Origin of the sequence: Mucisphaera sp., from assembly GCF_965279675.1 — a bacterium.
In the GTDB taxonomy this organism is placed as follows: Bacteria; Planctomycetota; Phycisphaerae; order Phycisphaerales; family Phycisphaeraceae; genus Mucisphaera.
On sequence record NZ_CBDIIJ010000002.1, the window covers coordinates 2,261,376 to 2,285,676 of the forward strand.

16 protein-coding genes, 1 tRNA gene and 1 riboswitch are annotated in these 24,301 nt (G+C 62.9%); of the genes, 10 read left to right on the forward strand and 7 right to left on the reverse strand.

Annotated features, from left to right (window positions below):
* Window positions 1-41: 41 nt before the first annotated feature.
* Both ACQZAB_RS09770 and ACQZAB_RS09775 read left to right on the forward strand, forming a co-directional pair.
* Window positions 42-1,622 (forward strand): ArnT family glycosyltransferase, encoded by a 1,581-nt coding sequence (locus ACQZAB_RS09770; protein ID WP_428389329.1) that lies wholly within the window; start codon window positions 42-44, stop codon window positions 1,620-1,622.
* The gene (locus ACQZAB_RS09775; protein WP_428389330.1) at window positions 1,619-2,338 is read left to right on the forward strand and encodes a phosphatase PAP2 family protein; all 720 of its coding nucleotides are present in this window, start codon (window positions 1,619-1,621) and stop codon (window positions 2,336-2,338) included. The genes ACQZAB_RS09770 and ACQZAB_RS09775 overlap by 4 nt, the downstream gene beginning before the upstream one ends.
* Here the strand turns inward: ACQZAB_RS09775 and ACQZAB_RS09780 are convergent.
* Together ACQZAB_RS09780 and ACQZAB_RS09785 are read right to left on the reverse strand one after the other, a co-directional pair.
* Complete coding sequence (locus ACQZAB_RS09780) at window positions 2,335-2,742, reverse strand: PEGA domain-containing protein (RefSeq protein ID WP_428389331.1); 408 nt, start codon at window positions 2,740-2,742, stop codon at window positions 2,335-2,337. The genes ACQZAB_RS09775 and ACQZAB_RS09780 overlap by 4 nt on opposite strands.
* A gap of 40 nt (window positions 2,743-2,782) precedes the next feature.
* Window positions 2,783-3,439, reverse strand: coding sequence for a regulatory protein RecX (locus ACQZAB_RS09785; RefSeq protein ID WP_428389332.1), 657 nt, complete (start codon window positions 3,437-3,439; stop codon window positions 2,783-2,785).
* Window positions 3,440-3,498: 59 nt separating this feature from the next.
* On the opposite strand from ACQZAB_RS09785, the gene ACQZAB_RS09790 reads away from it, so the two are divergent.
* From ACQZAB_RS09790 to ACQZAB_RS09800, 3 genes are all read left to right on the forward strand, one after another.
* On the forward strand, window positions 3,499-4,272 hold the full coding sequence (locus ACQZAB_RS09790; protein ID WP_428389333.1) for an alpha/beta hydrolase: 774 nt from the start codon (window positions 3,499-3,501) through the stop codon (window positions 4,270-4,272).
* Window positions 4,273-4,333: 61 nt separating this feature from the next.
* On the forward strand, window positions 4,334-4,876 hold the full coding sequence (locus ACQZAB_RS09795) for a DUF1572 family protein (protein ID WP_428389334.1): 543 nt from the start codon (window positions 4,334-4,336) through the stop codon (window positions 4,874-4,876).
* 82 nt (window positions 4,877-4,958) lie between these two features.
* Complete coding sequence (locus ACQZAB_RS09800) at window positions 4,959-5,738, forward strand: sugar phosphate isomerase/epimerase family protein (protein WP_428389335.1); 780 nt, start codon at window positions 4,959-4,961, stop codon at window positions 5,736-5,738.
* Between the two features lie 7 nt (window positions 5,739-5,745).
* Here the strand turns inward: ACQZAB_RS09800 and ACQZAB_RS09805 are convergent, their stop codons facing one another.
* A complete protein-coding gene (locus ACQZAB_RS09805; RefSeq protein ID WP_428389336.1) occupies window positions 5,746-6,243 on the reverse strand; it encodes a prepilin-type N-terminal cleavage/methylation domain-containing protein in 498 nt (165 codons plus the stop codon).
* A 137-nt stretch (window positions 6,244-6,380) separates the two neighbouring features.
* Window positions 6,381-6,478: riboswitch (TPP riboswitch) on the forward strand.
* A 104-nt stretch (window positions 6,479-6,582) separates the two neighbouring features.
* Here ACQZAB_RS09805 and thiC point away from each other — a divergent pair.
* The 3 genes from thiC (at window position 6,583) to ACQZAB_RS09820 (ending at window position 12,980) form a co-directional block, all read left to right on the forward strand.
* Window positions 6,583-8,478, forward strand: a complete 1,896-nt coding sequence (thiC, locus tag ACQZAB_RS09810) for a phosphomethylpyrimidine synthase ThiC (protein ID WP_428389337.1) — start codon at window positions 6,583-6,585, stop codon at window positions 8,476-8,478.
* 302 nt (window positions 8,479-8,780) lie between these two features.
* Window positions 8,781-11,654 (forward strand): beta strand repeat-containing protein, encoded by a 2,874-nt coding sequence (locus tag ACQZAB_RS09815; protein ID WP_428389338.1) that lies wholly within the window; start codon window positions 8,781-8,783, stop codon window positions 11,652-11,654.
* 12 nt (window positions 11,655-11,666) lie between these two features.
* Window positions 11,667-12,980 carry an AGE family epimerase/isomerase gene (locus ACQZAB_RS09820; RefSeq protein ID WP_428389339.1) on the forward strand — a complete coding sequence of 438 codons (1,314 nt, stop codon included), beginning with the start codon at window positions 11,667-11,669 and terminating at the stop codon, window positions 12,978-12,980.
* A gap of 110 nt (window positions 12,981-13,090) precedes the next feature.
* Here the strand turns inward: ACQZAB_RS09820 and ACQZAB_RS09825 are convergent, their stop codons facing one another.
* A complete protein-coding gene (locus tag ACQZAB_RS09825; RefSeq protein ID WP_428389340.1) occupies window positions 13,091-13,429 on the reverse strand; it encodes a hypothetical protein in 339 nt (112 codons plus the stop codon).
* 288 nt (window positions 13,430-13,717) lie between these two features.
* Here ACQZAB_RS09825 and rpoB point away from each other — a divergent pair, with 288 nt between their 5' ends.
* A complete protein-coding gene (gene rpoB / locus ACQZAB_RS09830) occupies window positions 13,718-17,515 on the forward strand; it encodes a DNA-directed RNA polymerase subunit beta (protein WP_428389341.1) in 3,798 nt (1,265 codons plus the stop codon).
* A gap of 72 nt (window positions 17,516-17,587) precedes the next feature.
* Window positions 17,588-22,054 carry a DNA-directed RNA polymerase subunit beta' gene (gene rpoC / locus ACQZAB_RS09835; protein ID WP_428389342.1) on the forward strand — a complete coding sequence of 1,489 codons (4,467 nt, stop codon included), beginning with the start codon at window positions 17,588-17,590 and terminating at the stop codon, window positions 22,052-22,054.
* Between the two features lie 87 nt (window positions 22,055-22,141).
* Here the strand turns inward: rpoC and ACQZAB_RS09840 are convergent, their stop codons facing one another.
* From ACQZAB_RS09840 to ACQZAB_RS09850, 3 genes are all read right to left on the reverse strand, one after another.
* A complete protein-coding gene (locus ACQZAB_RS09840) occupies window positions 22,142-23,089 on the reverse strand; it encodes a D-2-hydroxyacid dehydrogenase (protein WP_428389343.1) in 948 nt (315 codons plus the stop codon).
* A 43-nt stretch (window positions 23,090-23,132) separates the two neighbouring features.
* Entirely contained in the window at window positions 23,133-24,173 is a 1,041-nt protein-coding gene (locus ACQZAB_RS09845) for a serine hydrolase domain-containing protein (protein WP_428389344.1), read from the reverse strand.
* Between the two features lie 32 nt (window positions 24,174-24,205).
* Window positions 24,206-24,279 (reverse strand) — tRNA-Arg (locus ACQZAB_RS09850).
* Window positions 24,280-24,301 lie beyond the last annotated feature (22 nt).

A 24,301-nucleotide genomic window follows, 5' to 3' on the forward strand; every position in this document is an offset into this window, starting at 1 on the left:
AACACCCCTGAGCCCCGACCACACAGTCTACGAACTCAAGCATGCACGAGACCAACCCCAGCTCAGCCAGCACGCCAATCCCGGCCACCAGCCAGACCGACTGGTTCCGCCCAGTGCTCACCCTCACCCTCGCCGTACTCACTGCCCGCATCCTCTACCTGCTCTTGCTCAATCCCTACGAGCTCGCCGGCGACGAAGCCCAGTACTGGGACTGGTCCCGACGACTCGACTGGTCCTACTACAGCAAAGGTCCTGGCATCGCCTGGCTCATCGCCGCCTCCACCGCCATCTTCGGCCACGACGCCTGGGCCGTCCGCCTCCCCGCAGCCGTCTCCGCAGCCGTCACCATGCTCGCCGCCGCCGCCATCGCCGCCCGACTCTCAACCAAACCCCGCGCCGCCGCGCTCACCGCCGCCGTCATCGCCGCCCTCGTACCCATCCTCTTCGCCACCGCTCAGTTCATCACCATCGACGCACCCTTCTTCGCCGCATGGGCCGTCACCGCAGCCCTCGCCGTCGAGATCCTCCGAAGCCCACGCCCGAACCCCACCCTCTGGCTTCTACTCGGAATCACCTTCGGCCTTGGCGTCCTCCTCAAATACACCATGCTCCTCATCGCTCCCGGCCTCCTACTCGGCTTCATCTTCGCCGCCCGCGCAAGGCCAACGACAGCCCTCCGCCTCACCGGGCCCATCCTCGCCGCCGCCGCCGCACTCATCATGATGGCACCCATCGCTATCTGGAACCAGCAAAACGGCTGGCCGACCCTCGCCCACCTCCTCGGACACCTCAACGCCCCGGGCGGCGACCTCCAACCCGCCGAAAGCTGGACCTACAACCCCCTCTGGACCCTCGAAGCCATCGCCGTCCAGATCCTCGTCATCGCCCCCGGTCTCTCCCTGATCGCATGGTTCGCATGCCGCCGTCTGCCTCCCAGAAGTGATCCCAACCGAGACGCCCACCTCCTCCTGATCCACACCGCCTGGCCCGTCTACGCCTTCTACCTGCTCGTCTCCCTCGCCAAGAACATCGAAGCCAACTGGCCCGCCGCCGGCTGGATCACCCTCATCCCCCTCGCCGCCGTCCTCATCACCCAAACACCCACCCCCGCGATCCGCTTCGGCGACCGGGTCATCCTCGTCGTCGGACTCATCGCAGGACCGCACATCCTCTTTGGCCCCTACCTCATCCAAACCCAAGGCGTCGATCGCCTGCCTTTCGGCCCCGCCCTCCAGCGAGGCCTCAACCGCGTCCAGGGCATGCAGGCCAAAGCCCTCACTGTCCACGAGATCGCCCTGCAAATCACCGCTGAAACCGGCACCGAACCCTGGTTCCTCACCAATCACTACGGCCAAACCGCGCTGCTCGCCTACTACCTGCCCGACCAGCCCACCGTCTTCAGCGCCTCCTCTGCCCTCGGCGACAGAGAATCTTCCTACGATTACTTCATCGATACCAGCCTGCACCGACCCGACCTCATCGGAAAACCCGCTGTCATGATCGGCACCAAGCCAAGAGGATGGCAGCGAGGACTCCAATTCGAGCACATCGAAATCAGGTCCGAAACCCCACTCATCTGCGTCGGCTACGGCTACCAGGGCGTCAAGGAGAAGACACCGTGAGTGTGATCCCCTCCGACTCCGCAAGACTCGCAGACGCCAACAAAACCCGACGTCCCAGACCGAACCTGGCCGTCAGAGGCGGCATCACCCCCGGCTGGACACCCGTCGCCGGCCTCCTCTGCCTCGCCATCCTCGCATTCGCCGCCATCACCCCTTTCGACAGATTCATCTACGACCACTTCACCTACAAACGCACCGAGATCGAAGACTGGCACCGCCTCTTCCGCATCGCCGGCTACATCCCAACATGGCTCCTCGTCGCCGCCGTCCTCTACATCCAACTCGGCCGCCGCGCACGCATCGGCCTCTGGCACCCCGCCAAGATCCTCTTCATCCCCATCCTCGCCGCTGCCGCGCTCTCAGAAGTCCTCAAGGTCATCTCCAAACGCCACCGACCCGAAGTCGGCGAGGGGGCCTACACCTGGCGACCTTGGGCCGACGACTTCCTCTCCACCTCTGGCATCGGCCTCCCCTCAGGGCACGCAGCCACCGCCTTCGCCGCCGCCTTCATCCTCACCCGCCTCTACCCCAAATCACTCCCCATCTGGGCCATCCTCGGCCTCGGCTGTGCCGCCACCCGACTGCTCACCGGATCCCACTTCACCACCGACCTCGTCGTCTCCGCCACCATCGGCTACGCCATCGCCCGCACCGTCTGGTACTACGCACACCCACCCCAGTCACCAACTGCCTCCCCAGTATCCAAAAACAGCTAAGGCAGCGGACGCGCCAGATTCGATCGCATCTGCCGAGCCCGATCATTCACCGCATCAATATCTTCATCCGCCGGATCAGCCGCCGCCGTCATCCGGAAGTGCCACACCACCTCATCCTCAAGACCCGGCACAAACTCCGCCACGAAATCCGGACCCGGGTAAGCCCACCAAGGCGGGTCAGCCTGACCCGTCGTCCACAAAGGCTCATAACCATCCGCCTCTAACCGAACGTCATAAACCCCGTAGTACGTAAACGGCAGCGTCATAGGCGTTCGCCCCACCTCCTGGTCATTCAGATAAACCAGCGCCCCCGCCGGCGACGACGTGATCGTCATTGTCCGACGCACACAACCCGTCGACAAACTCACAGCTAACAACAACACAACCAGAAGCAGATGCCGCATCGCCTAAGGATAACCGTCCGAACGCTCCCCCGCTGACGCCTCAGTCCGACAACGTCTCGCCACCCAACAGCCGCTCCACCACCTCCCGAATCACCGAAGTGTCGTACCCCCGCCGAGCCATCCGGCCATACAGCCGCCGCTTCGCCGCCTCCGGCTCCAGCCGCCGCAAACCACCGAGCTGGCTCTCCGCATAAGCCATCGCCCGCTCCGGCTCACTCAGCTCGTCCCCATGCCCCTGCGACATCAGCTCATCCACCGTCTTCCCATCCACCCCCGCCGCCGCCAGCTTGCTCCGCACCAGCCGTGGCCCCGCGCCCTTCCGCTGCTTGAGCTCCTCGATCAGCCGCTCCGCATAAGCCCGATCATCAATCAGCCCCGCACGATCCAGCCGCTCCAGAGCCTCCCGCCGAGCCTTCGCCTCAAACCCCGCCTGATTCAGCTTCAGATCCAATTGCCGATGCGTATGCGGCCGACGCGACAGATAACCACGCGCCTTATGAACCGCCAGATCCGCACGCTCACTCTCAGCCACCGCCTCCGCCAGATCCGCCGTCCACGCCCGACCCACCACCACCCCCAACTCCGTCACCGAACGCACCGACAGCGTCGCCACCCGCTTCGCCCCCACCATCACACGCACCCGATCCTCATGACGAGGATCAGGACGCAACGCAGTCACCACAGCAGCATCTTCCACCCCCGTATGCTAACGACCACGCTCCCATCCCAACCGCCTGTCCCCATCAGGAATCCGTCATGGCCCTCCTAAGCCTCCGCTACGCCTCCGAAGTCCTCGGCATGAGCCGCAACCTCACCGCGATCGTCCCGGACGCGCTCCCCGTGCCGGAAGGGGGGTTCCCGATCCTCTGGCTCCTCCACGGGCTCTATGGCGACGACGCCGACTGGACCCGCTTCAGCGCCATCGAACGCTACACCCAGAACCTGCCCCTCGTCACCATCATGCCCTCCACCGACCGAGCCTGGTACACCAACATGGCCGAGGGCTACCCCTACTGGACCCACCTCACCGAAGAACTACCCGCCCTCGCCGCCCGCCTCCTTCCCGTCACCAACGACCCACGCAGCACCTACGTCGCCGGCCTCTCCATGGGAGGCTACGGCGCCTTCAAATGGGCCCTCACCCACCCCGACCGCTTCGCCGCCGCCGCCTCTCTCTCGGGCGCCCTCGACCGGGCCAACGACATGGACCCCGATAGCCGCAACGAAGTCTGGCTCCAGGAACAAACCAGAATCTTCGGCGATCTCGACGCCTTCCCCGACTCCGAGAACGACACCGTCGCCCTCGCCAAACGCCTCGCCGCCTCCGGACGCCACCAGCCACGCCTCTACCAGGCCTGCGGAACGAAAGACTTCCTCTACCAGCAGAACCTCCGCTTCCGAGACGCCGCCCAGGCCGCCGGCCTCAACCTCCTCTACGAAGAGCACCCAGGCGAAGACCACACCTGGGCATACTGGGACCGCATGATCGCCCGAGTCCTCGATTGGCTCGAACTCCCAGCTCCGAACTGACCGCAACCCCCCTCAGAATGGGTACACTCAGCGGACCGGCGACACCGGAATGGAGACCGCTATGTCGGCATCTGCACAAGAACTCGGACGCGTCGTGATCGACGCCGCCATCGAGATGTTCCGCTCACAAAAACGCATGGCCGACCGCGCCATCGAGCAGGTCACCTTCGACCAACTCCGGGAAGCGCCCGATGACGCCACCAACTCCGCCGCCATCATCATGAAGCACATGGCCGGCAACATGCGATCACGCTGGACCGACTTCCTCACCACCGACGGCGAAAAACCCTGGCGAGACCGCGACGACGAATTCATCGACCGCTACAAGGACGAAAAGGAACTCTTCCGCGACTGGGAAGCCGGCTGGTCCATCCTCTTCCAGGCCCTCGACAGCCTCCACCCCGACGACCTCACCCGAACCATCACCATCCGCGACGAGCCCGACACCGTCGTCGGTGCGATCCACCGCCAGCTCTCCCACTACGGCTACCACACCGGCCAACTCGTCTGGCTCTGCCGCTGGCAGGCCGCCGACAGCTGGTCCGTCCTCACCATCCCCAAAGGCGGGTCCGACGACCCACCCGTTAACACACAACAAGCCTGAGCCCAAACCCCCGGCCAGCATCAAACGCATTCGTTCTTCTGTTCCACCTTCAACAACCCGTTCGAGAATCGGAGCCCCACTGATGTCCGCCATCCCCGTCGCCCTCCAGCTCTACTCCATCCGTGAACTCGCCAGGCAGGACATCGTCGAAGCCATCAAGAAAACCGCCTCATGGGGATACCAGGGCATCGAGTTCGCCGGGTTCCATGGCGTCGCGCCAACCGAACTCAAAAAACTCGTCGATGACCTCGGCCTTGGCGTCGCCGGCAGCCACGTCAGCCCCGAGATGCTCGAATCCGACCAGCTCAGCAAAACCCTCGACGACCACCTCGCCGTCGGCTGCACCAACCTCATCGTCCCCTGGATCGAAGAAGCCATGCGCGACACCGAGGACGCCTGTTACAAAACCGCCGAACGCTTCGCCAAAATCGCCGAAACCCTCAAGGCCCACGGCTGCCGCACCGGCTACCACAACCACTGGTTCGAGTTCACCCCCTTCGACTCCGGCAAAACCTGCTGGCAGATCATCGGCGAGAACACCCCCGAAGACTTCATCCTCCAGTACGACACCGGCAACGGACAGGCCGGAGGCGTCGACCCCGTTAAAACCATCTCCGCCTTCCCCGGCCGAGGCACCACCCTCCACCTCAAGGAATACGCCGGCGAACTCGGAGCCGAAGGCCCCGACGGACTCGGCAAAGCCGTCGTCGGCAAAGGCTCCACCGACTGGAAAGCCGTCCTCGACGCCGCCAAAAACGTCGCCAGGGCTCAGTGGGTCATCGTCGAACAGGAAGGCCACGAAACCCTCGACGAACTCGAAGCCGCCAAACAGTGCGCCGAGAACATCAAGGCGATGATCTGAGACCGACCTACGGCATGTCCTGACGGATATCCGTCAGCTGCAAACCGTTGATCTTGTTGAACAGCGCCAGCGTATCCGCGTCGTTGCCCTGATCCGGCACCCGCAGATAAACATCCCCCGTGTTCGCGTTGTAGAAATACGGCCGCGCCCAGTTCGTATTCGGATTCAGCGTCTTCGACTCAGGAATCCGCCGCTCCAGATCGTTACCCGCATACACCTGCACCGTGTCCCCCTCCCAGTCCGCCGCCCAGGGATTCGGTGGCAGCTTGTCGCCCACAAACCATTCCGCCTCGATCGTCGCCGGATACTCCGCGTGATCCTTGAAGTAATTCAGAATCGCCGCGTGGATCGCACGGCGATTCGCCATCGCCGCACCCGCCTTCGCCTCGTCCGTCGCCGAACTCATCTGCGGAATCACCATCGCCGCCAGAATCCCGATGATCACAACCACAATCAGGATCTCAACCAGCGTGAATCCGCCCAAACCACGTCGCTGTATGCTCATAACGGCTGCCTCCGACTATCTGCATCGGCTCATCTCCCGCCCCGATCAACCCCACCCCGCACGCCTCCCCTACCCCAAAAAGCTCAATCCGTTCCGGTCATACCGTTTGAACCGTCTGCGCCACCCCTCTATGCTCAATACATCGCTAGGGGTGCCCGACACGTACGCGGGCTGAGACACACCCTTGGAACCTGACCCGGTTTGCACCGGCGTAGGGAAGCGCTCGCGAAGCCGGATCGACACGACTCAAACCCAACCGTCGATCAGCTCAAACCACGCGATGCCAACTCCGCCGGACCACGCAGGCCCTCTCCGCCCGAGACTCGCTGGAGGCCTCCCATGATCCGCTCAAACAACAACCCCGCAAACAACCCCACCGGCCTCGAAAACACCGACTGCACCCTCCCGCCCGTTGGCCACAACCCCGGCACCGAACCCAACGCCACCACCCCCGGCTCCTTCGCCCACGAGCCCCGCGTCGGCACCCCCTGGTCCTTCGCCTCCCGCGACACCACCGGCATGCCCGCTCCCTCAAGCAAAACCGCCTGGGACTTCCTCCCCGACGGCTGGACCCTCGAAGCCTCCCCCGATCACCAAACCGGCTGCGCCGGCCACAACCACACCGATATCGGCACCCACCTCCGCGCTGTCGCACCCGAAGGCTTTCAGCCCATCACCCAACTCGAGCACGCGCGCCTCGGCACCATCACCCCGCAGATGCAACGCGTCGCCGAACGCGAACCCCACCTCACCCCCGCCCAGGTCCGGGATGAAGTCGCCGCTGGACGCATGGTCATCCCCGCCAACACCACCCACCTCAAACACAAGCTCGACCCGATGTGCATCGGCCGCGCCAGCAAAACCAAGATCAACGCCAACATGGGAGCCTCCCCAGTCTCCTCCGGCACCGATGAGGAAGTCGAAAAACTCCACTGGGCAGAACGCTGGGGCGCCGACACCGTCATGGACCTCTCAACAGGCGGCGACCTCGACGCCTGCCGCGAAGCCCTCATCCACAACAGCACCACCCCCATCGGCACGGTCCCCATCTACTCCATGATCATCGGCAAGAAGATCGAAGACCTCGACGAAGCCATGATCCTCGACACCGTCACCCACCAGGCCCGCCAAGGCGTCGACTACTTCACCATCCACGCAGGCCTCCTCAAGGAGCACCTCCCCCTCGCCAAAAACCGACTCATCGGACTCGTCTCCCGGGGCGGGTCCCTCCTCGCCAAATGGATGCTCACCCACAACGCCGAAAACCCCATGAACACCGCATGGGAAAAGATCTGCCAGATCATGCGCGAGCACGATGTCACCTTTTCCATCGGCGACGGCTGCCGCCCAGGCGGACTCGCCGACGCCACCGACGCCCTCCAGCTCGCCGAACTCGTCGAAATCGGCAGGCTCACCGAACGCGCCTGGAAGCAAGGCGTCCAGGTCATGGTCGAAGGCCCCGGACACGTCCCCTTCGATCAGATCGAGTTCAACATGAAGGCCCAGCGAACCCTCTGCCACGGCGCGCCCTTCTACGTCCTCGGCCCCCTCGTCACCGACATCTTCCCCGGCTACGACCACATCACCTCCTGCATCGGAGCCACCGCCGCCGCCTTCCACGGCGCCTCCATGCTCTGCTACGTCACCCCCAAAGAACACCTCGGCCTGCCCAAGAAAGACGACGTCAAGCAAGGCTGCATCGCCTACAAGATCGCCGCCCACGCCGCCGACGTCGCCCTCGGCATCCCCGGCAGCCGAACCCCGGACGACGAACTCACCAAGGCCCGCGCCGCCCTCAACTGGGAAAAACACTTCGAACTCAGTTTCGACCCCGACACCGCCCGCGCCTACCACGACGAAGACCTCGACGTCGACACCGACTTCTGCGCCATGTGCGGGCACGACTGGTGCTCCGTCCGCATCTCCAAGGAAATCCAGGACTGGGCCTCAGGCAAAGCCGAAGGCTTCGAGCGCGAGAAGGTCATCAAGTCCGCCGCCCTCACCGACGAACAACGCCAGATCCTCGAACAACGAGGCGTCCTCTCCCCCGAAGAAATCCACAAACTCGCCTCCAAAACCAAGAAGGCCGTCCCTACTGCCGATGAAGACGGCAAAGCCGCATGCCACTCCGACTACGTCGACCCCGAAACCGCCAAAAAACTCCAGGACGAAAAACTCGTCCAGGTCGACGTCCGCCCCGCTCTCGGCCTATCCAAAAACGACTCGGTGATCTGAGAGCGATTGACCTCTCGACCAAGAATGTGACTGGAACCAGGAAAACTCTGTTCCTGTGTAGTCTCCACAGGTACGCTAGAGGTGCATGATCGTACATTTATCTCTGGAGAAGCCATGATGTCTCCGAGCAGTCAATAGGCTCGAGATGAGCGTACTGAGACAGCTATGGCGTCAAAGTACGGCTTCACCAGGTGCTCTACGTTGGAGGAGGCAGAATGCGTAAAGGGTCAATCAGTCTCATCAAGAAAACCGCGCTCGGGTCATACTTTGCCACAAGTGCGACAATAAGCCTGGCCCTGGCCTTGGCCACACCCTGCAAGGCTGCGGAGCGCTACTTCATCGACGTGTCGGGCAGCGGGGTCTGGAGCACGGCCTCGGACTGGTCGCCAGCCGGCGTGCCGACAGCAGCGGACGATGTTGTGTTCAACAACGCTTCGACATACGCCTTAGGACCGGGTGTGACCGACATGTTCACTCGCAACCTGACGGTGACTAACGGCGACGTCACGCTGTTCGGCTTCGGAGGCGGTGGCTTCACCGACCTGACCATCACAGAGACGCTCACGGTCGCGGGATTCGGAACGAGCCCGCGCTTGACGGTGGGTTCCGCGTCGTGGCGAGGCCTCGCACAAGCGAATGTCATCAACGTGGGTTCGGGGTTCGGGGGCACTGCCGAGCTGGCGATCGGCGTACCGGGCGTGCTGACAGCTGGGACAGTCACGGTCGGCGGAGGGGCTTCGTCGGGTCGGATCGTCTTGGACATCGTAGGGGCCGACGGGTCGTTGCCGCCGGAGAGCCTGGTCGCGACGGACCTCACGGTGGGCAGTGCGTCCGGGACGGGGGTGTCCGGTGAGTTCCTGAGTTCGACCCGGTCGTTGGGCAGGTACTCTGCGGATGTGACGAACCATCTGCTCATCGACACGACAGGGCGGGTGGCGATTGACGGGTTCATCACGGCGAGCACGGCCACGGTCAAGGGCGCTTTTGATCGCGGAGCGTCGTCGTTCGATCGGGCACGTCTGGAAGTGGCGAACACGCTGACGTGGGACACGGCCAACACGGTCGCCACGAACGAGAAGCTGGACGCGGGGACAGTGCAACTGGCGTCGAATCTGCTCCTGGGGAACGGTTCGGTGCGAGCGGGGTCCCTCGCGGGGACGGGTCTGGTGCAGTTCACCGGCGGCGCGGGCATCCTGTCCCTGGCCGGTGACCTCCCCATCGACGGGAGCGTTAACGCTCGGCTTGGGTCGAGCTTCTCAGGCTCGCTGAGCCGGCGTCTGTTCGTCGCGGGAACGCTGAGTGTGGGTGGAAACGGAGGTGGGATGCTGACCGGCGCCAGCGAGGTACCGGTTACGTCAGGTGCGGGAGCGATTGGCAGCGGAGCTAACTCGGACGGGTTTACGGCATCGACCTTTTTCGCCGGCGCTAACGGCGGTTGGGATCTCGAAGGTGATCTGGTCCTCGCCGACGACGTTTCAGCTAGCCTGACGGTCTCGCAAGGCAGCGAAGTGGGGGCGGGGGTCGAGGGTTTTGATTTATTCGAGGGCCCCACGTCCATCCCGACCTTCAACGGCTCACCCAATGCCGACATTGTGATAGGGGATGTCGGGGCGGGGACGCACACGGTGCTCGTGACAAACGCTGGTAGCAGGCTGTCTGCGGCGGACGACATCTTCATTGGTGGCACGAAGTCCGGGTCGGGTGGCAGCTCTCAAGTGACTGTGACTAATGGCGGCGAGTTGTCGGCGGGCGATACGATCACTGTGTGGGCCGGCGGGACGCTGGATGTGTCGCAGAATGGCACGGCGACCTTCGCTGCGCTCGACGTCCGAGGCACCGCCGACTTCGGCGCGCAGACGCTGAACCCTGAAATGGGCGGCTACGCCATCGCCATGAACGGCGGGACCCTCGGGGCCGGTGTCGTCGACTTCGGCAACCTCCCACTCAACGGTTCCGGCAACGTCGAAGCGGTCTTCACCACCCAGACCGACGTCACCGCCAAAGGCGACCTAACCCTTGGCGACGCCTCCGACTTCAACGGGGTGTCCATCGGGGGCACCCTCAACGTCGGGCCAAACACCGTCACGCTCAGGAAGGCCGGCTTCTTCACCCTCGGTAACGCCAACGTCGCCACCGAACCGGGCAGCCGCGTCGTCGCCGACAACGGCTTCCAACTCCCCGCTGGCGCCGCCTTCTTCGGGCAGGGCAATCTCCAGGGCCGCCTCGCCTCCAGCACCGGCTCGATCATCAGCCTCACCGGCGGCCTCGCAATCGGCGACGCAACCAACCCCGCCGGTGTTTTCCTTGACGGCGAACTCGACATCAAAGCCAACACCATCACCCTCAACGACAGCAACGACGCCGTCCTCGGCTCGCTCAGCACCCTGGGCGACGGCGCGGGCGCCGCCGGCGTCGTCATCGCTCAGAACGGCATCACCCTCGGATTCGGCCGCAACCTCGTCGGCCACGGCACTGTCCTGACACCCAATGACCCCTTCAAGCCCTTCATCAACAACGGCAACATCATCGGCGACGCACCGACCAACCCCATCACGCTCACCGGATACGTCAAGGGCGTCGGCACCCTCGACAACGTCGTCATCACCGGCACCGACGCCCCCGGCTTCAGCCCCGCCACCGTCTATCGCGGCTCGGTCAGCTACCTGGGCACCCTCGAGATCGAACTCGGCGGCACCTCGCCCGGTTCCTTCGATCGTGTGGTTCACAGCGCAACCGCGGACATAGGCGGCACCCTCGACCTCGCCCTGATCAACGGTTTCACACCCGACCTCGGCGACGCCTTCGAGATCATCACCGCCGCCGCTGTCGTCGACACCTTCGATCACGTCTCGGGCGTCTCCGGCCCGGGCCTGCCCAGCGGCGCGGGCCTTGCAGTCACCTACACCTCGACCAGCATCCTCGTGACCGCAGCCCTTCTCGGCGACGCCAACCTCGATGGGACGGTCGATCTGATCGATCTCTCAGCGCTGGCCTCAAACTTTGGAGCAACAGCAGGCTGGGCGGGCGGCAGCTTCAACGGGGACAACACCGTCGACCTCATCGACCTCTCGCTCCTCGCCTCTAACTTCGGCAACACCAACACCATCCCCGAACCCACCGCCGCCCTCATCCTCCTCGCTCTCGCCGCCACCCCTACACGCCCTCGCCACCTCTGACATAATCCCCCCATGCACCCAGGGCTCCTGCTAAGCCTCCTCGCCTTGGCCTGCCTCACCGCCTGCACCCACACCGCGCCCACCCCAACCCCAAACACAACCACCGTGCCCCAAGACCCCAACGCTCAAGCGATCACCGCAAGCATCGACCGCACCCTCGCCTTCTGGCACGAGACCATTGATCACCACCAAGGCGGCTACAACACCACCGCCCCCAACCTCCCCGAAACCAAACGCCTCACCCTCAGCCAGGCCCGACTCGTCTGGACCTTCGCCACCGCCCACCTCGAAGGCCACTCCACCCCCGACCGCGACTACCTCGCCGCCGCCAGACACGGCTACCGCTACCTCAATCAAAACCTCCGCGACCCCACCACCCACACCCACCCCTGGTCCGTCACCCCCGCTGGCGAAACCATCGAGTCCGGCCGCGACCTCTACAGCCTCGCCTTCACCATCTACGCCTATTCAGCCTACGCCCGAGCCGCCAACGACCCCGAGCCCCTCAACCAGGCCCGCCACCTCCTCCACTGGATCGAAGAACACCTCCACGATCCCACCGCCATCAGCTGGCACGAACTCGCCGAACCCGATGGCACCCCCATCCTGACCCAGGAAGACGCCGAAGGCCTAGGCGGCATCGCCCGCCCACCTTACCGATCCGCCAACGCCATCCTCCACCTCCTCGAAGCCCTCAACGAATACCTCCTCGCCCGACCCAACGACCCCCTCGCCCGCGACATGGTCGCCCGCGCCCACGACATCCTCACCACGTACATCTACCCCCTGAACCCCGAAGACGCTGCCGAGTGGACCCTCCCCGACGGCCAGCACGTCCCCGACGAACCCCGCATCCTCTCCCTCGGCCACAACGTCGAAGCCGCCTGGCTCCTCGCCGAAACCGACGAACGCCTCGGCCGCACACCCAACCTGGCCATAATCGATACCTACCTCCGCCACGCCGACCGCTTCGCCACCACCTTCATCCCCACCGCCGTCCACGCTCAATCACAAGAGACCCCGAAATCGCCAGCCGAAAGAATCGTGCAACCCAGCAGGGCGGTCTGGTGGGTCCAGGCCGAATACCTCGCCGCCGTCGCCTTCGGAGCCGAACGCCAGGCCTGGCCGATCGATCGCGCCGTTCCCATCCTCGACTGGTACCAGAACCACCAAATCGATCTCGAAACCGCCGTCCCCTACACCCTCGTCAACACCGACGGCGAGCCAGCCGAAGGCGTCGGCCCCTCCATCTGGAAAGCCGCCTACCACGACCTCCGCATGCGCTGGATGCTCCGCCGAGCCCTCAACCAGCAACCTCAGCCCTGAGTCACGAAGATCTTTCAACACCATCAGGAGCGCAGCTGACATAAGCAACGGCTGGCCGCGGTTCAAAATCATGTATTCAAAGTCTGGAAGCAGGGGGGGTAAAGGGGTGCTTAGCGCAACTCTCGCTCAGCCAAGAGCTTAGCAAGCTGCTCCTTAGCCAGACCCTCAAGCGTCTCCAGACGCTTCAGGTGCCCCTCCGTCTCCTTCAGCAGCTCGGCCGGAATCGGATCTTTAGCCCGAAGCTTCTCCAGCTTCGCATGCAAAGGCGGCTGATCCGCCTGAAGACTCGAAATCTTCTTCTGAAGCTCCGGAACCGTCATCCGCTTAATCTTCGCCAGCGAAGGCGACGGCTCGCCTAACAACATCGGATACCGCGGCATCGACGCACGCTCAGTGCGTGGCGGAGCCGAAGTCTGCGTTCGATTCAGACGAAAACGCCTGCGTTCCATAAAGTCATCTCGTTTCCGGGGACAAGCCCGCATCCTACACACAAAACCCTCTGCCGTCCCACATAACCTTAGCCGCACCGCAGACAATTCCTACGGGGGTTTTCATCCAATCCGAGCCGCTGCCACCAAGCCCGATAACCCACGGCCCAACCAAACTTTCAACCCGTCCGCTTGCAACCTGCTACAGTCTTCACTACACTACTTCGTTCGGCGTGGAAGGGCTATGATCGCGACCCGGCTGCAACCCTGTCCATCCTATATCACTCTACCCGAAGATCGAGGGCCTCGATGCTTCAGATGACCTCCGTGCGCAACTTCGCAAAGCGCGGCGACGCGCTTCCCATCCCTCACCTTGTCGAGGTGCAAATCAAGGCATACGAAAGGTTTATCCAACTCGATAAACCCTTCGACCAGCGAGATGCACAGGAAGGACTCGAGTCCCTCCTCCGAGAGGTGTTCCCCATCGTCTCCTACGACGGGAACATGCAACTCGAGTACCTCTACTACAAACTCGACGAGCCCCGCTACACCCCGCAGGAATGTAAAGAGCTCCGCCTGACCTACGGCATGCCGTTCCGCATCGGCGTCCGTCTGGTCCGCAAGGACGTGCCCGAGATCCCCGAGGAAGAAATCTACCTCGGCGAAATCCCCGTTCTCATGGGTGGCGGCGAGTACATCATCAACGGCGCCGAACGCGTCATCGTGAACCAGCTTCACCGGTCGCCGGGCGTCGATTTCTCCATCGCCTCAGCCGAGGCCGACCGCCCCCTCCACTCAGCACGCATCATCCCCGAGCGCGGCTCCTGGATCGAACTCGAGGTGTCCAAAAAGGACGTCCTCCAGATGCGCATCGACCAGTCCACCAAGATCCCCGCGACAACCTTCCTACGCGCGATCGATGAGGACTACTCCGCCACCGAAACCCTCCTCCGACTCTTCTACGACGTCGCCGAGGTCAAGGTCGTTGACCTCCGCCCCGAGTACTACTCCGCCGCACCCATCGTCGACACCGACACCGGCGAAGAACTCGTGCCCGTCGGTGCCCAGATCGGCGAGAACGTCGACCGCATCATCGGCTCCGCCCTCAAGACCGTCCTAGTCATCCCCAACCCGGGCGACATGCTCATCCTCAACACCCTCGCCGACGAAAAACAGGTTGACCTCGAGGGCATGAAGGTCAACGAGCACGAGGCCGCACTCCTCGCCCTCTACGCCCGACTCCGCCCTGGCAACCCGCCGCAGGTCGAGAAGGCCCGCCAGCTCTTCGCCGAAAAATTCTTCGACGAAAACCGCTACCGCCTCGGCAAGGTCGGACGCTTCCGCATCAACCGCAAGTTCGATCTCGAAGTCCCCGAAGAGGAAATGGCCCTCCGCGCCGAAGACTTCCTCAAAGTCATCGGCTACATGCTCGACCTCCGCTCGAGCCGCAACAAGGCCCACATCGACGACATCGACCACCTCGGCAACCGCCGGCTCCGCACCCTCGACGAACTGGCCATCGAGGAGCTCCGCAAGGGCTTCCTCAAGCTCCGCCGCACCGTCCAGGAACGCATGTCCGTCAAGGACCCGGACGAACTCGCCAAGGTCGCCGATCTCATCAACTCCAAGTCCATCAGCTCCGCCGTCGAGCACTTCTTCGGCCGGGGCGAGCTCTCGCAGGTCGTCGACCAGACCAACCCGCTCTCGCAGCTCACCCACGAACGACGGCTCTCTGCCCTCGGCCCGGGCGGTCTCAACCGCAAACGCGCCGGCTTCGAAGTCCGCGACGTCCACATCAGCCACTACGGCCGTGTCTGTCCCATCGAGACGCCCGAAGGCACCAACATCGGCCTCATCTGCTCACTCGGCATCTACTCCCAGATCGACGAGTACGGCTTCCTCCTCACGCCCTACCGCAAGGTCGAAAACGGCAAGGTTATCGATGGCGTCACCTACCTCCGCGCCGACGAGGAAATGAAACTCACCCTCGGCCCCGCCGACTGCCTCGACACCGCCGGCAAGCTCAACAAGGGCCAGGTCCTCGCCCGCGTCGATGGCGACCTCGCACAGGTCGCCTCCAACCAGCTCGACTATGTCGACATCAGCCCCAAGCAGATCGTCGGCGTCTCCGCCGCCATGATCCCCTTCCTCGAGCACGACGACGCCAACCGCGCCCTCATGGGCTCCAACATGCAGCGGCAGGCCGTCCCCCTCATCAAAGTCCAGCCGCCCTGCGTCGGCACCGGCATGGAAAAGGAAATCCCCAAGTACTCCGGCATGGTCGTCCGGGCCAAGAACCCCGGCATCGTCACCTACGTCGATGCCCAGCGGATCGTTGTCGATAATGCCGACGAGTACATCCTCCGCAAGTTCTCCGGCCTCAACGAACGCACCTGCCAGAACCAGAAGCCCACGGTCTCCCTCGGCGAGCACGTCGAGAAAGACCAGATCATCGCCGACGGCGCCGCCACCCAGAAGGGCGAACTCGCACTCGGCAAGAACGTCCTCGTCGCCTTCAACACCTTCGACGGCTACAACTTCGAAGACGCCATCGTCATCTCCGAACGACTCGTCACCGAAGACACCTTCACCTCGATCCACATCGAGGAGTTCGATGTCGAAATCCGCGAGACCAAGCTCGGCCGCGAAGAGTTCACCCGCGACATCCCCAACGTCTCCGAGAAGATGCTCGGCAAGCTCGACGATCAGGGCATCATCAGCATCGGCTCCTACGTCAAGCCAGGCGACATCCTCGTCGGCAAGGTCTCGCCCAAGAGCAAGTCCGAACTGACCCCCGAAGAAAAACTCCTCCACGCCATCTTCGGCCGAGCCGGCGAAGACGTGAAGAACGACTCGCTCGAAGTGCCCGCCGGCACCGAAGGCATCGTCATCGGAGCCAAACGCTTCAGCCGACGCATGCACCTCAACGAAGAGCAGAAAAAACAGCTCCGCCGCGAGATGCGCGAGTACGAAGCCGAAATGGACGCCCGGGCCGCTGAACTGTTCCGCCAGATGGTCGATCAGGTCAACGAAATCACCGGCACCCCCATGGTCGACCCCTCCACACGCCAGAAAGTCGGTGCCTCCGATATAACAGAAGTTGTCCTCGAACAGATCAACGACTTCGACAGCAAGTGGATCAAGGGCTCCAAGGAAACCCGCGAAGAAGCCATCAAGGCCTATGAAGCCTTCTGGCCACGAATCGCCGCCATCGAAAAAGAAAAGCAGCGCCGCCTCGCACACATGAAGCGTGGCGACGAACTGCCCTCCGGCGTCCTCGAAATGGTCAAGATCTACTTGGCCACCAAGCGAGCCCTCTCCGTCGGCGACAAGATGGCCGGACGACACGGCAACAAGGGTGTCATCTCCCGCATCGTCCCCGTTGAAGATATGCCCTTCCTCGACGACGGAACCCCCGTCGACGTCCTGCTCAACCCCCTCGGCGTCGGCAAGCGCATGAACGTCGGGCAGATCCTCGAAACCCACCTCGGCTGGGCCTGTGCCGTCCTCGGCTTCCAGGCCGTCACCCCCGTCTTCGATGGGGCCACCGAAGAGGAAATCGCCGCTGCCATCGACGAGGCCAACGCCCACGTCGACGAACGCACGCGAGCCCTCGAGGAAGACAAAAAGCACCCGGGCGACCGCGAACTGCTCGCCAAGATGCCGCCCAACTACAAGATCCAACTCTATGACGGACGCACGGGCGAACCCTTCGACCAGCGAACCACCGTGGGCTACATGTACCTCATCAAGCTCCACCACCTGGTCGACGACAAAATCCACGCCCGGGCCACCGGACCCTACTCCCTCATCACACAGCAGCCCCTCGGCGGCAAAGCCCGCACCGGCGGGCAACGCTTCGGGGAGATGGAAGTCTGGGCCCTCGAAGCCTACGGCGCCGCCTACATCCTTCAGGAATTGCTCACCGTCAAGAGCGACGACGTCGAAGGACGAACCAAAATCTACGAGTCCATGGTCAAGGGCACCAACACCCTCGAAGCCGGCATGCCCGTCGCCTTCGACGTCCTCTGCAACGAGGTCAAGGGACTGGGTCTGAACATCACACTCGAAAAAGACGACGTCGACGGCATCGCGGCCATCCTCTAACACCGCAACGCCCGAAACGTCACCACACGGACCGAAACTTTCACGCTCAAACCTCACGGAGCGTCTCAGAACATGGCTGAACAACTCTTCGATCGCGTTAACGACTTCTCCAAGGTCAAAATCAACCTCGCCAGCCCCAACGACATCCGCTCGTGGTCGTTCGGCGAAGTCAAGAAGCCCGAGACCATCAACTACAGAACCTACCGCCCCGAAAAGGACGGCCTGTTCTGTGAACGCATCTTCGGCCCGGAACGCGACTACGAATGCGCCTGCGGCAAGTACAAAGGCACCAAGTTCAAAGGCATCATCTGCGACCGCTGTGGCGTCAAAGTCACCCACTCCCGCGTCCGCCGCAAACGTATGGGCCATATCAACCTCGCCGCCCCTATCATCCACATCTGGTTCTTCAAGGCCATCCCCTCACACCTCGGCAACCTCCTGGGCATGAAGACGTCCGACCTCGAGAAGGTCATCTACTTCCAGGACTACGTCGTTGTCGAGCCGGGCGACACCCCCCTCAAGGAAAAGCAGATCCTCACCGAGGACGACTACCGCCACGCCATCTCCGAGTACGGCCGCGGCTTCACCGCCATGATGGGCGCCGAAGCCATCAAGGAACTCCTCGCCCGACTCGACCTCGGACCCCTCGCCGCCGAACTCCGTGAAGAACTCAACGCGACCAAATCCAAGCAGAAGATCAAGGACCTCTCCAAACGACTCAAGATCGTCGAGCAGATCCGCCACTCCGAGAACGACCCCAGCTGGATGGTCATGGATGTCACCCCCGTCATCCCGCCCGACCTCCGCCCCCTCGTCCTCCTCGACTCCGGCAACTTCGCCACCTCCGACCTCAACGACCTCTACCGCCGGATCATCAACCGCAACAACCGCCTCAAGAAGCTGATGGACCTCAACGCCCCCGAGGTCATCATCCGCAACGAGAAGCGAATGCTCCAGCAGTCCGTCGATGCCCTCTTCGACAACGGCCGCTGCCGCCGACCCGTCCTCGGCTCTTCCAACCGCCCACTCAAGTCACTCACCGACATGATCAAGGGCAAGCAGGGTCGCTTCCGCGAAAACCTCCTCGGCAAACGCGTCGACTACTCCGCGCGTTCCGTCATCGTCGTCGGACCCGAACTCAAGCTCCACCAGTGCGGTCTCCCCAAAAAGATCGCACTCGAGCTCTACCAGCCCTTCATCATCCGCAAGCTCAAAGAGCACGGACTGGTCGACACCATCAAGTCCGCCAAGAAAATGCTCGAGCGCCGCGACCCCGAAGTCTGGGACATCCTCGAGGAAGTCATCGACCAGCACCCGGTGCTCCTCAACCGCGCCCCAACCCTGCACCGCATGGGTATCCAGGCCTTCGAACCCGTCCTCGTCGAGGGCAACGCCATCCGCATCCACCCGCTCGTCTGCTCCGGCTTCAACGCCGACTTCGACGGTGACCAGATGGCCGTTCACCTGCCCCTCTCCGTCGAGGCCCAGGCCGAAGCCCACATCCTCATGCTCTCCCCGCACAACATCTTCTCCCCCGCACACGGCGGCCCCATCATCTCCGCCGGCCAGGACATCGTCTACGGCATCTACTACATGACCCTGATGCCCGATACGCTCTCCGAAGAGATCATCCACGAACTCGTCACCCGCTCCGGAAACCTCTCCGATGAGCAGGTCGAGATCATGCGCAACATCCCCGACTTCCGAAACGAAGCCGAAGCCTTCATGGCCTACGACCTCCGGAAGATCACTCTCCACGATCCCATCGTCGTACGCCTCGACCCCGAGCGATACACCGGCCAGGTCACTAACGAGAAAGACCAGCCAGAACCCCTCCCCGAAACCAACCGCATCGTCACCTCCGTCGGCCGACTCATCTTCAACGAGATGCTCGCCGACCAGATGCCCTACTACAACTGCGCACTCGGCAAGCGTGGCTGCAGCCGCGTGATCGACGAGACCTACGCCAGCAACGGCCGCCCCGCCACCATCGACCTGCTCGATGCCATGAAGTCCATGGGCTTCCGCTCAGCGACCACCGCCGGCCTCTCCCTCGCCATCACCGACCTCCGCATCCCCGAGCGCAAGCAGGACATCCTCGACGCCACCCAGAAGAAGGTCGACCGCGTCGAAAAGGCCTACAACGCCGGTGCCCTCACCGAGCGCGAACGCTACAACCAGCTCGTTGACCTCTGGACGCACTGCCGCGAAGAGATCACCAAGCAGGTCGTCGAAGAAATGAAACGCGACCGCCGCGACGAAGAAGGCCGTCACGTCTCCATCGACGACCCCGCCGGCCAGATCTACCTCAACCCAGCATGGGTCGAAGTCGAATCCGGCGCCCGCGGCAAGATCGGCCAGCTCCAGCAGCTCGCCGGCATGCGTGGTCTCATGGCCAAGCCCTCAGGCGAAATCATCGAGACCCCCATCCGCGCCAACGCCCGTGAAGGCCTCTCCGTCCTCGAGTACTTCTCCTCGACACACGGCGCCCGTAAGGGTCTGGCCGACACCGCCCTCAAGACCGCCGACTCCGGCTACCTCACCCGCAAGCTCTGCGACGTCGCCCAGAACATGTTCATCACCCAGAACGACTGCGGCACCCGCAACGGCATCACCAAACGAGCCCTCTACAAGGGCGAGGAAATCGACATCCCGCTCCGCGATCAGGTCGTCGGACGATCCGCCCGCGAAACCATCCGAAACCCCATCACCGACGAACTCATCGTCGAGGAAAACCAGAACATCACCGAGGAAATCGCCCGCAAGATCGAGGCCCTCGGCATCGACACCGTCAACGTCCGCTCGCCCCTCACCTGTGAGGCCCGCGAAGGCATCTGCTCCACGTGCTACGGCATCGACATGTCCACCGGCAAGACCGTCGAACGCGGGCTCGCCGTCGGCATCATCGCCGCCGAATCCATCGGCGAGCCCGGCACCCAGCTGACGATGCGGACCTTCCACACCGGTGGCGTCGCCACCACCTCCGCCGTCGAGACGTCCAACGTCGCCAACCAGGCCGGAACCATCGAAATCCGCGATGCCAACGAGGTCACCACCACCAACGAAGACGGCGACGAACTCCTCGTCGCCCTCAAACGCAACGGCGAAGTCGCCGTCCTCGACGACAAGGGCCGCGAACTCGAGAAGTTCAAACTCCAGTACGGCTCCTACATCCACGTCAAGCCAGGCGACAAGGTCAAGAAGGGCACCCTCCTCGTCAGCTGGGACCCCCACCGAACCACCATCCTCGCCGAGAAGGGCGGCAAAGTCCGCTACGAAGACATCATCGAAGGCGAAACCGTCCGACCCGAGAAAACCTCGGCCAAGGGCGCCGGCGCCGCCGGACTCGTCGTCATCGAACACAAGGGCGAACTCCACCCCCGCATCGTCATCGAAGACAACGACGGCAAGATCCTCGACTTCCACTACCTGCCCGCCAAGGCACGTATCGACGTCAAGGAGGGCGATGTCGTCACCGCAGGACACATGCTCGCCCGACAGCCCCGCGAAGCTACCGGCACCGCGGACATCGTCGGCGGTCTGCCCCGCGTCACCGAGATCTTCGAGGCTCGCAAGCCCAAAGACGCAGCCATCATGGCCGAAATCTCCGGCGCCGTGGAACTCCGCTCCGACAAACGCCGCGGCAAGATGACCGTGATCATCCGCTCCGAGTCCGGGCTCGAAGTCGATCACCACGTCCCCCAGGACCGACACCTGCTCGTCCACACCGGCGACTACGTCGAGGCCGGCGACCAGCTCATCGAAGGCCCCCTCGTCCCGCAGGACATCCTCCGCGTCAAGGGTGAAGAAGCCCTCTTCTCCTACCTCCTCAACGAGGTCCAGAACGTCTACCGCGCTCAGGGCGTGCCCATCAACGACAAGCACATCGAGATCATCATCAACCAGATGCTCCGCAAGGTCCGCATCGACAACCCAGGCGACACCAAGGTCCTCCCCAACGAGGTCATCGACAAGTGGCGCTTCCGCGAAGCCAACGAGTCCGTCGCCGCCATGGGCAAGATCAAAGACCCAGGCGACTCCCAACTCCCCATCGGAGCCAAGGTCACCAAGGCCGAGCTCAAGGAAATCAACGCCCAGCTCGAAGCCGATGGCAAAGCCACCGCCAAGGCCACCAAGTGCAAGCCCGCCATGGGCAAGACACTCCTCCTCGGCATCACCAAGGCCTCCCTCCAGTCCGAGTCCTTCCTCTCAGGCGCTTCCTTCCAGGAAACCACCAAGGTCCTCACCGAAGCCGCCCTCGCAGGAAAGACCGACGACCTCCAGGGACTCAAGGAAAACGTCCTGCTCGGACATCTCATCCCCGTCGGCACCGGCTTCAAGGACTACCAGAACCTCACCGTCGTCAAACTCGCCGAGCCGCCCGCCTCCGAACTCCTCTCCCACGAAGAGGAAATCGAAGCCGCAGCCGCCATCGCCGAAGCCGCCGGCGCCGAAGCCCCCGAAGAGATCGGCACCACCGTCGGCGAATCCCGACTCGTCGCCCAACTCCTCGGCGAAGACACCTCCAACAAAAGCTGACCCCAACCCCCAGCCAACCTAAGCCTCCACAACCGCCCCACAAGGGGCGGTTTTTTTGGCATATACCTCAACGACTACTCATCCCCCTCAATACCCCCAAACCCGATCCACCCGATTCCGCATCGCCCCCACCCGCCCCTCCAGATAACAACCAAGGTTGTAGACCACCAGCTCCCCAAACTTCTCCGGATAAGCCCCCGTCTGCCCGCCATAGTGCGCCGTGATCAGCGTGTTCGGTGCACCCCACAACGCATGCCCGTCAGGCAGCGGTTCCGGGTCCGTCACATCCAGCCCCGCTCCTCCCAGCCGCCCGCTCTCCAGCGCCCCAATCAACGCCTCCGTCCGAATCGCCGAACCCCGCCCCACGTTCACCACCAGCGCCCCCTCAGGCAGCAACCCCAGCGCCCGCTCATCCAGAAGCCCACGCGTGTGCTCCGTCCCAGGCAGAATCACCACCAGCACCTGACTCCGCTCAAGCACCCGATCCAGATCCTCCATCCCCACAACCTCATCCGCCAACCCATCCGCCTCAGGCCGACGCCGAAGCCCAACCACCCGCATCCCAAACGCCTTCGCCCGCCGCGCCACCCCACGCCCAATGCTCCCATACCCCAGAATCCCCGTCGTCTTCCCCGCCAATTCCAGCTTCCGCCCCACACCCCGCCAACGTCCCTCACGCTGATGATCCCGCGCCTCCCCCATCCCACGCGTCAACCCAAGCAACAACGCAAACACGTGATCCGCCACCACCTCATCAAACACACCCACCGCCGTCGTCAGAATCACCGACTCAGGCACGAACGGAATCCACGAATTCACCCCCGCCGACCCCATCTGCAACCACTTCAAACACCCCGCCTCCCCGATCAGTTCCTTAGGCAGCGACCCCACCACCATCTCCGCCTCCGCCAGCTCCGCCGTCCCCCGCAACGCCTCAAAATCCGCCACCTCCATCACCCCCGAACCCAACCGCTCCCGCATAAAAGTCATCGCAGAATCCGACACACTCCCCGATTTCACCAGCAACCGCCTCATGCCCCAGCCTCCTAATGATGATTAAACAACACCTGATGCGATCCTAGTCAGCACGAGACCGCTTAACGATGCCGATGATCCGATCGTAGCTGAGCTCGGACAGCCCCCACGTATACCCACTGAAGTTCGTTGTGCTAACAAACTGAACCACAACCGTGTCGATATCCGCATGGTACCTCGCGATACTCTGATAACCCGGAATCAGGCCGGTGTGGTTGTACACGTAGATCGATGAGTAGACCTCCTGCTCGCCCTCATCAAAAACCGATCCGTCATTAAGAGCTCGCAGAAAGACAGCCACATCTGAAGCCGTTGCCACCATCGAGCCGTCTTCATTCGCTTTCAGATCCTCGTCGAAACCCACGTAGTAACCACTCATCAGATCATCTGGATCGACATCATGCATCGAACCATGAGTCGATGAGAGACCTAGCGGATCAAGCACCCTTTCCTCGATGAAATAGTGCTTATCATGCCCCGTAATTCTCTTGATCAACTCGGATAGAAGAAAGTAGTTCGTATTCGAATAGGAATACCCCTCCCCAGGCTCAAATAACGCGGGCTGATCGAGTGCCAATGCCAAAGCCGCCTCCGCACTCTCTGGTGGGTTCGCCCAGAAGCCAGGAGCATCCGTAAAGTTGGGAATACCACTACGGTGCTGGACCATCTGCCTCAGCGTGATCCGGTCCGCATATTCAATCCTCCCCGTAAGCTCAGGAAAATGTGAGGCGAGCGTATCATCGAGCGAGATACGCTCATCACTCACCAGTTTGGTGATCGCTACGGCGTCATAGAGCTTGCTGATGCTCGCAATCTTGAAAAACGCATCACCTCTTGCAGGAATCGCAAGCTCTCGATCATGCCAACCCGCCGTGAAGACTCGCGGCGCCTGACCCGCTTCATCCACATATACGACCACCCCATCAAAGCCATAATCAAGCGATCGATCGACCTGTTCTTGAACCGTAGCTGGCAGGGGAGGCATCCATGCCAAAACCATAGGCCATGGCACAAACCAGAGAGAGACGAGCGTGCCAACAAACAATAAAGCTCGCAGCACCCATACTCGTTGTTGCTTGGTCATAGAACCAAATCGCCATGAGACAAGAGTCGAATTGACCCTGAGAGGATTCGAACCTCTGACCTGCTGCTCCGGAGGCAGCCGCTCTATCCAGCTGAGCTACAGGGCCTAAGAACCCAACACCTTAGCCG

Coding starts and splice junctions, on each gene's coding strand:
- ACQZAB_RS09770 (WP_428389329.1), top strand. CDS start 42: ATGCACGAGACCAACCCCAGCTCAGCCAGCACGCCAATCCCGGCCACC.
- ACQZAB_RS09780 (WP_428389331.1), bottom strand. CDS start 2,742: ATGCGGCATCTGCTTCTGGTTGTGTTGTTGTTAGCTGTGAGTTTGTCG.
- ACQZAB_RS09790 (WP_428389333.1), top strand. CDS start 3,499: ATGGCCCTCCTAAGCCTCCGCTACGCCTCCGAAGTCCTCGGCATGAGC.
- ACQZAB_RS09795 (WP_428389334.1), top strand. CDS start 4,334: ATGTCGGCATCTGCACAAGAACTCGGACGCGTCGTGATCGACGCCGCC.
- ACQZAB_RS09800 (WP_428389335.1), top strand. CDS start 4,959: ATGTCCGCCATCCCCGTCGCCCTCCAGCTCTACTCCATCCGTGAACTC.
- ACQZAB_RS09805 (WP_428389336.1), bottom strand. CDS start 6,243: ATGAGCATACAGCGACGTGGTTTGGGCGGATTCACGCTGGTTGAGATC.
- thiC (WP_428389337.1), top strand. CDS start 6,583: ATGATCCGCTCAAACAACAACCCCGCAAACAACCCCACCGGCCTCGAA.
- ACQZAB_RS09820 (WP_428389339.1), top strand. CDS start 11,667: ATGCACCCAGGGCTCCTGCTAAGCCTCCTCGCCTTGGCCTGCCTCACC.
- ACQZAB_RS09825 (WP_428389340.1), bottom strand. CDS start 13,429: ATGGAACGCAGGCGTTTTCGTCTGAATCGAACGCAGACTTCGGCTCCG.
- rpoB (WP_428389341.1), top strand. CDS start 13,718: ATGCTTCAGATGACCTCCGTGCGCAACTTCGCAAAGCGCGGCGACGCG.
- rpoC (WP_428389342.1), top strand. CDS start 17,588: ATGGCTGAACAACTCTTCGATCGCGTTAACGACTTCTCCAAGGTCAAA.
- ACQZAB_RS09840 (WP_428389343.1), bottom strand. CDS start 23,089: ATGAGGCGGTTGCTGGTGAAATCGGGGAGTGTGTCGGATTCTGCGATG.
- ACQZAB_RS09845 (WP_428389344.1), bottom strand. CDS start 24,173: ATGACCAAGCAACAACGAGTATGGGTGCTGCGAGCTTTATTGTTTGTT.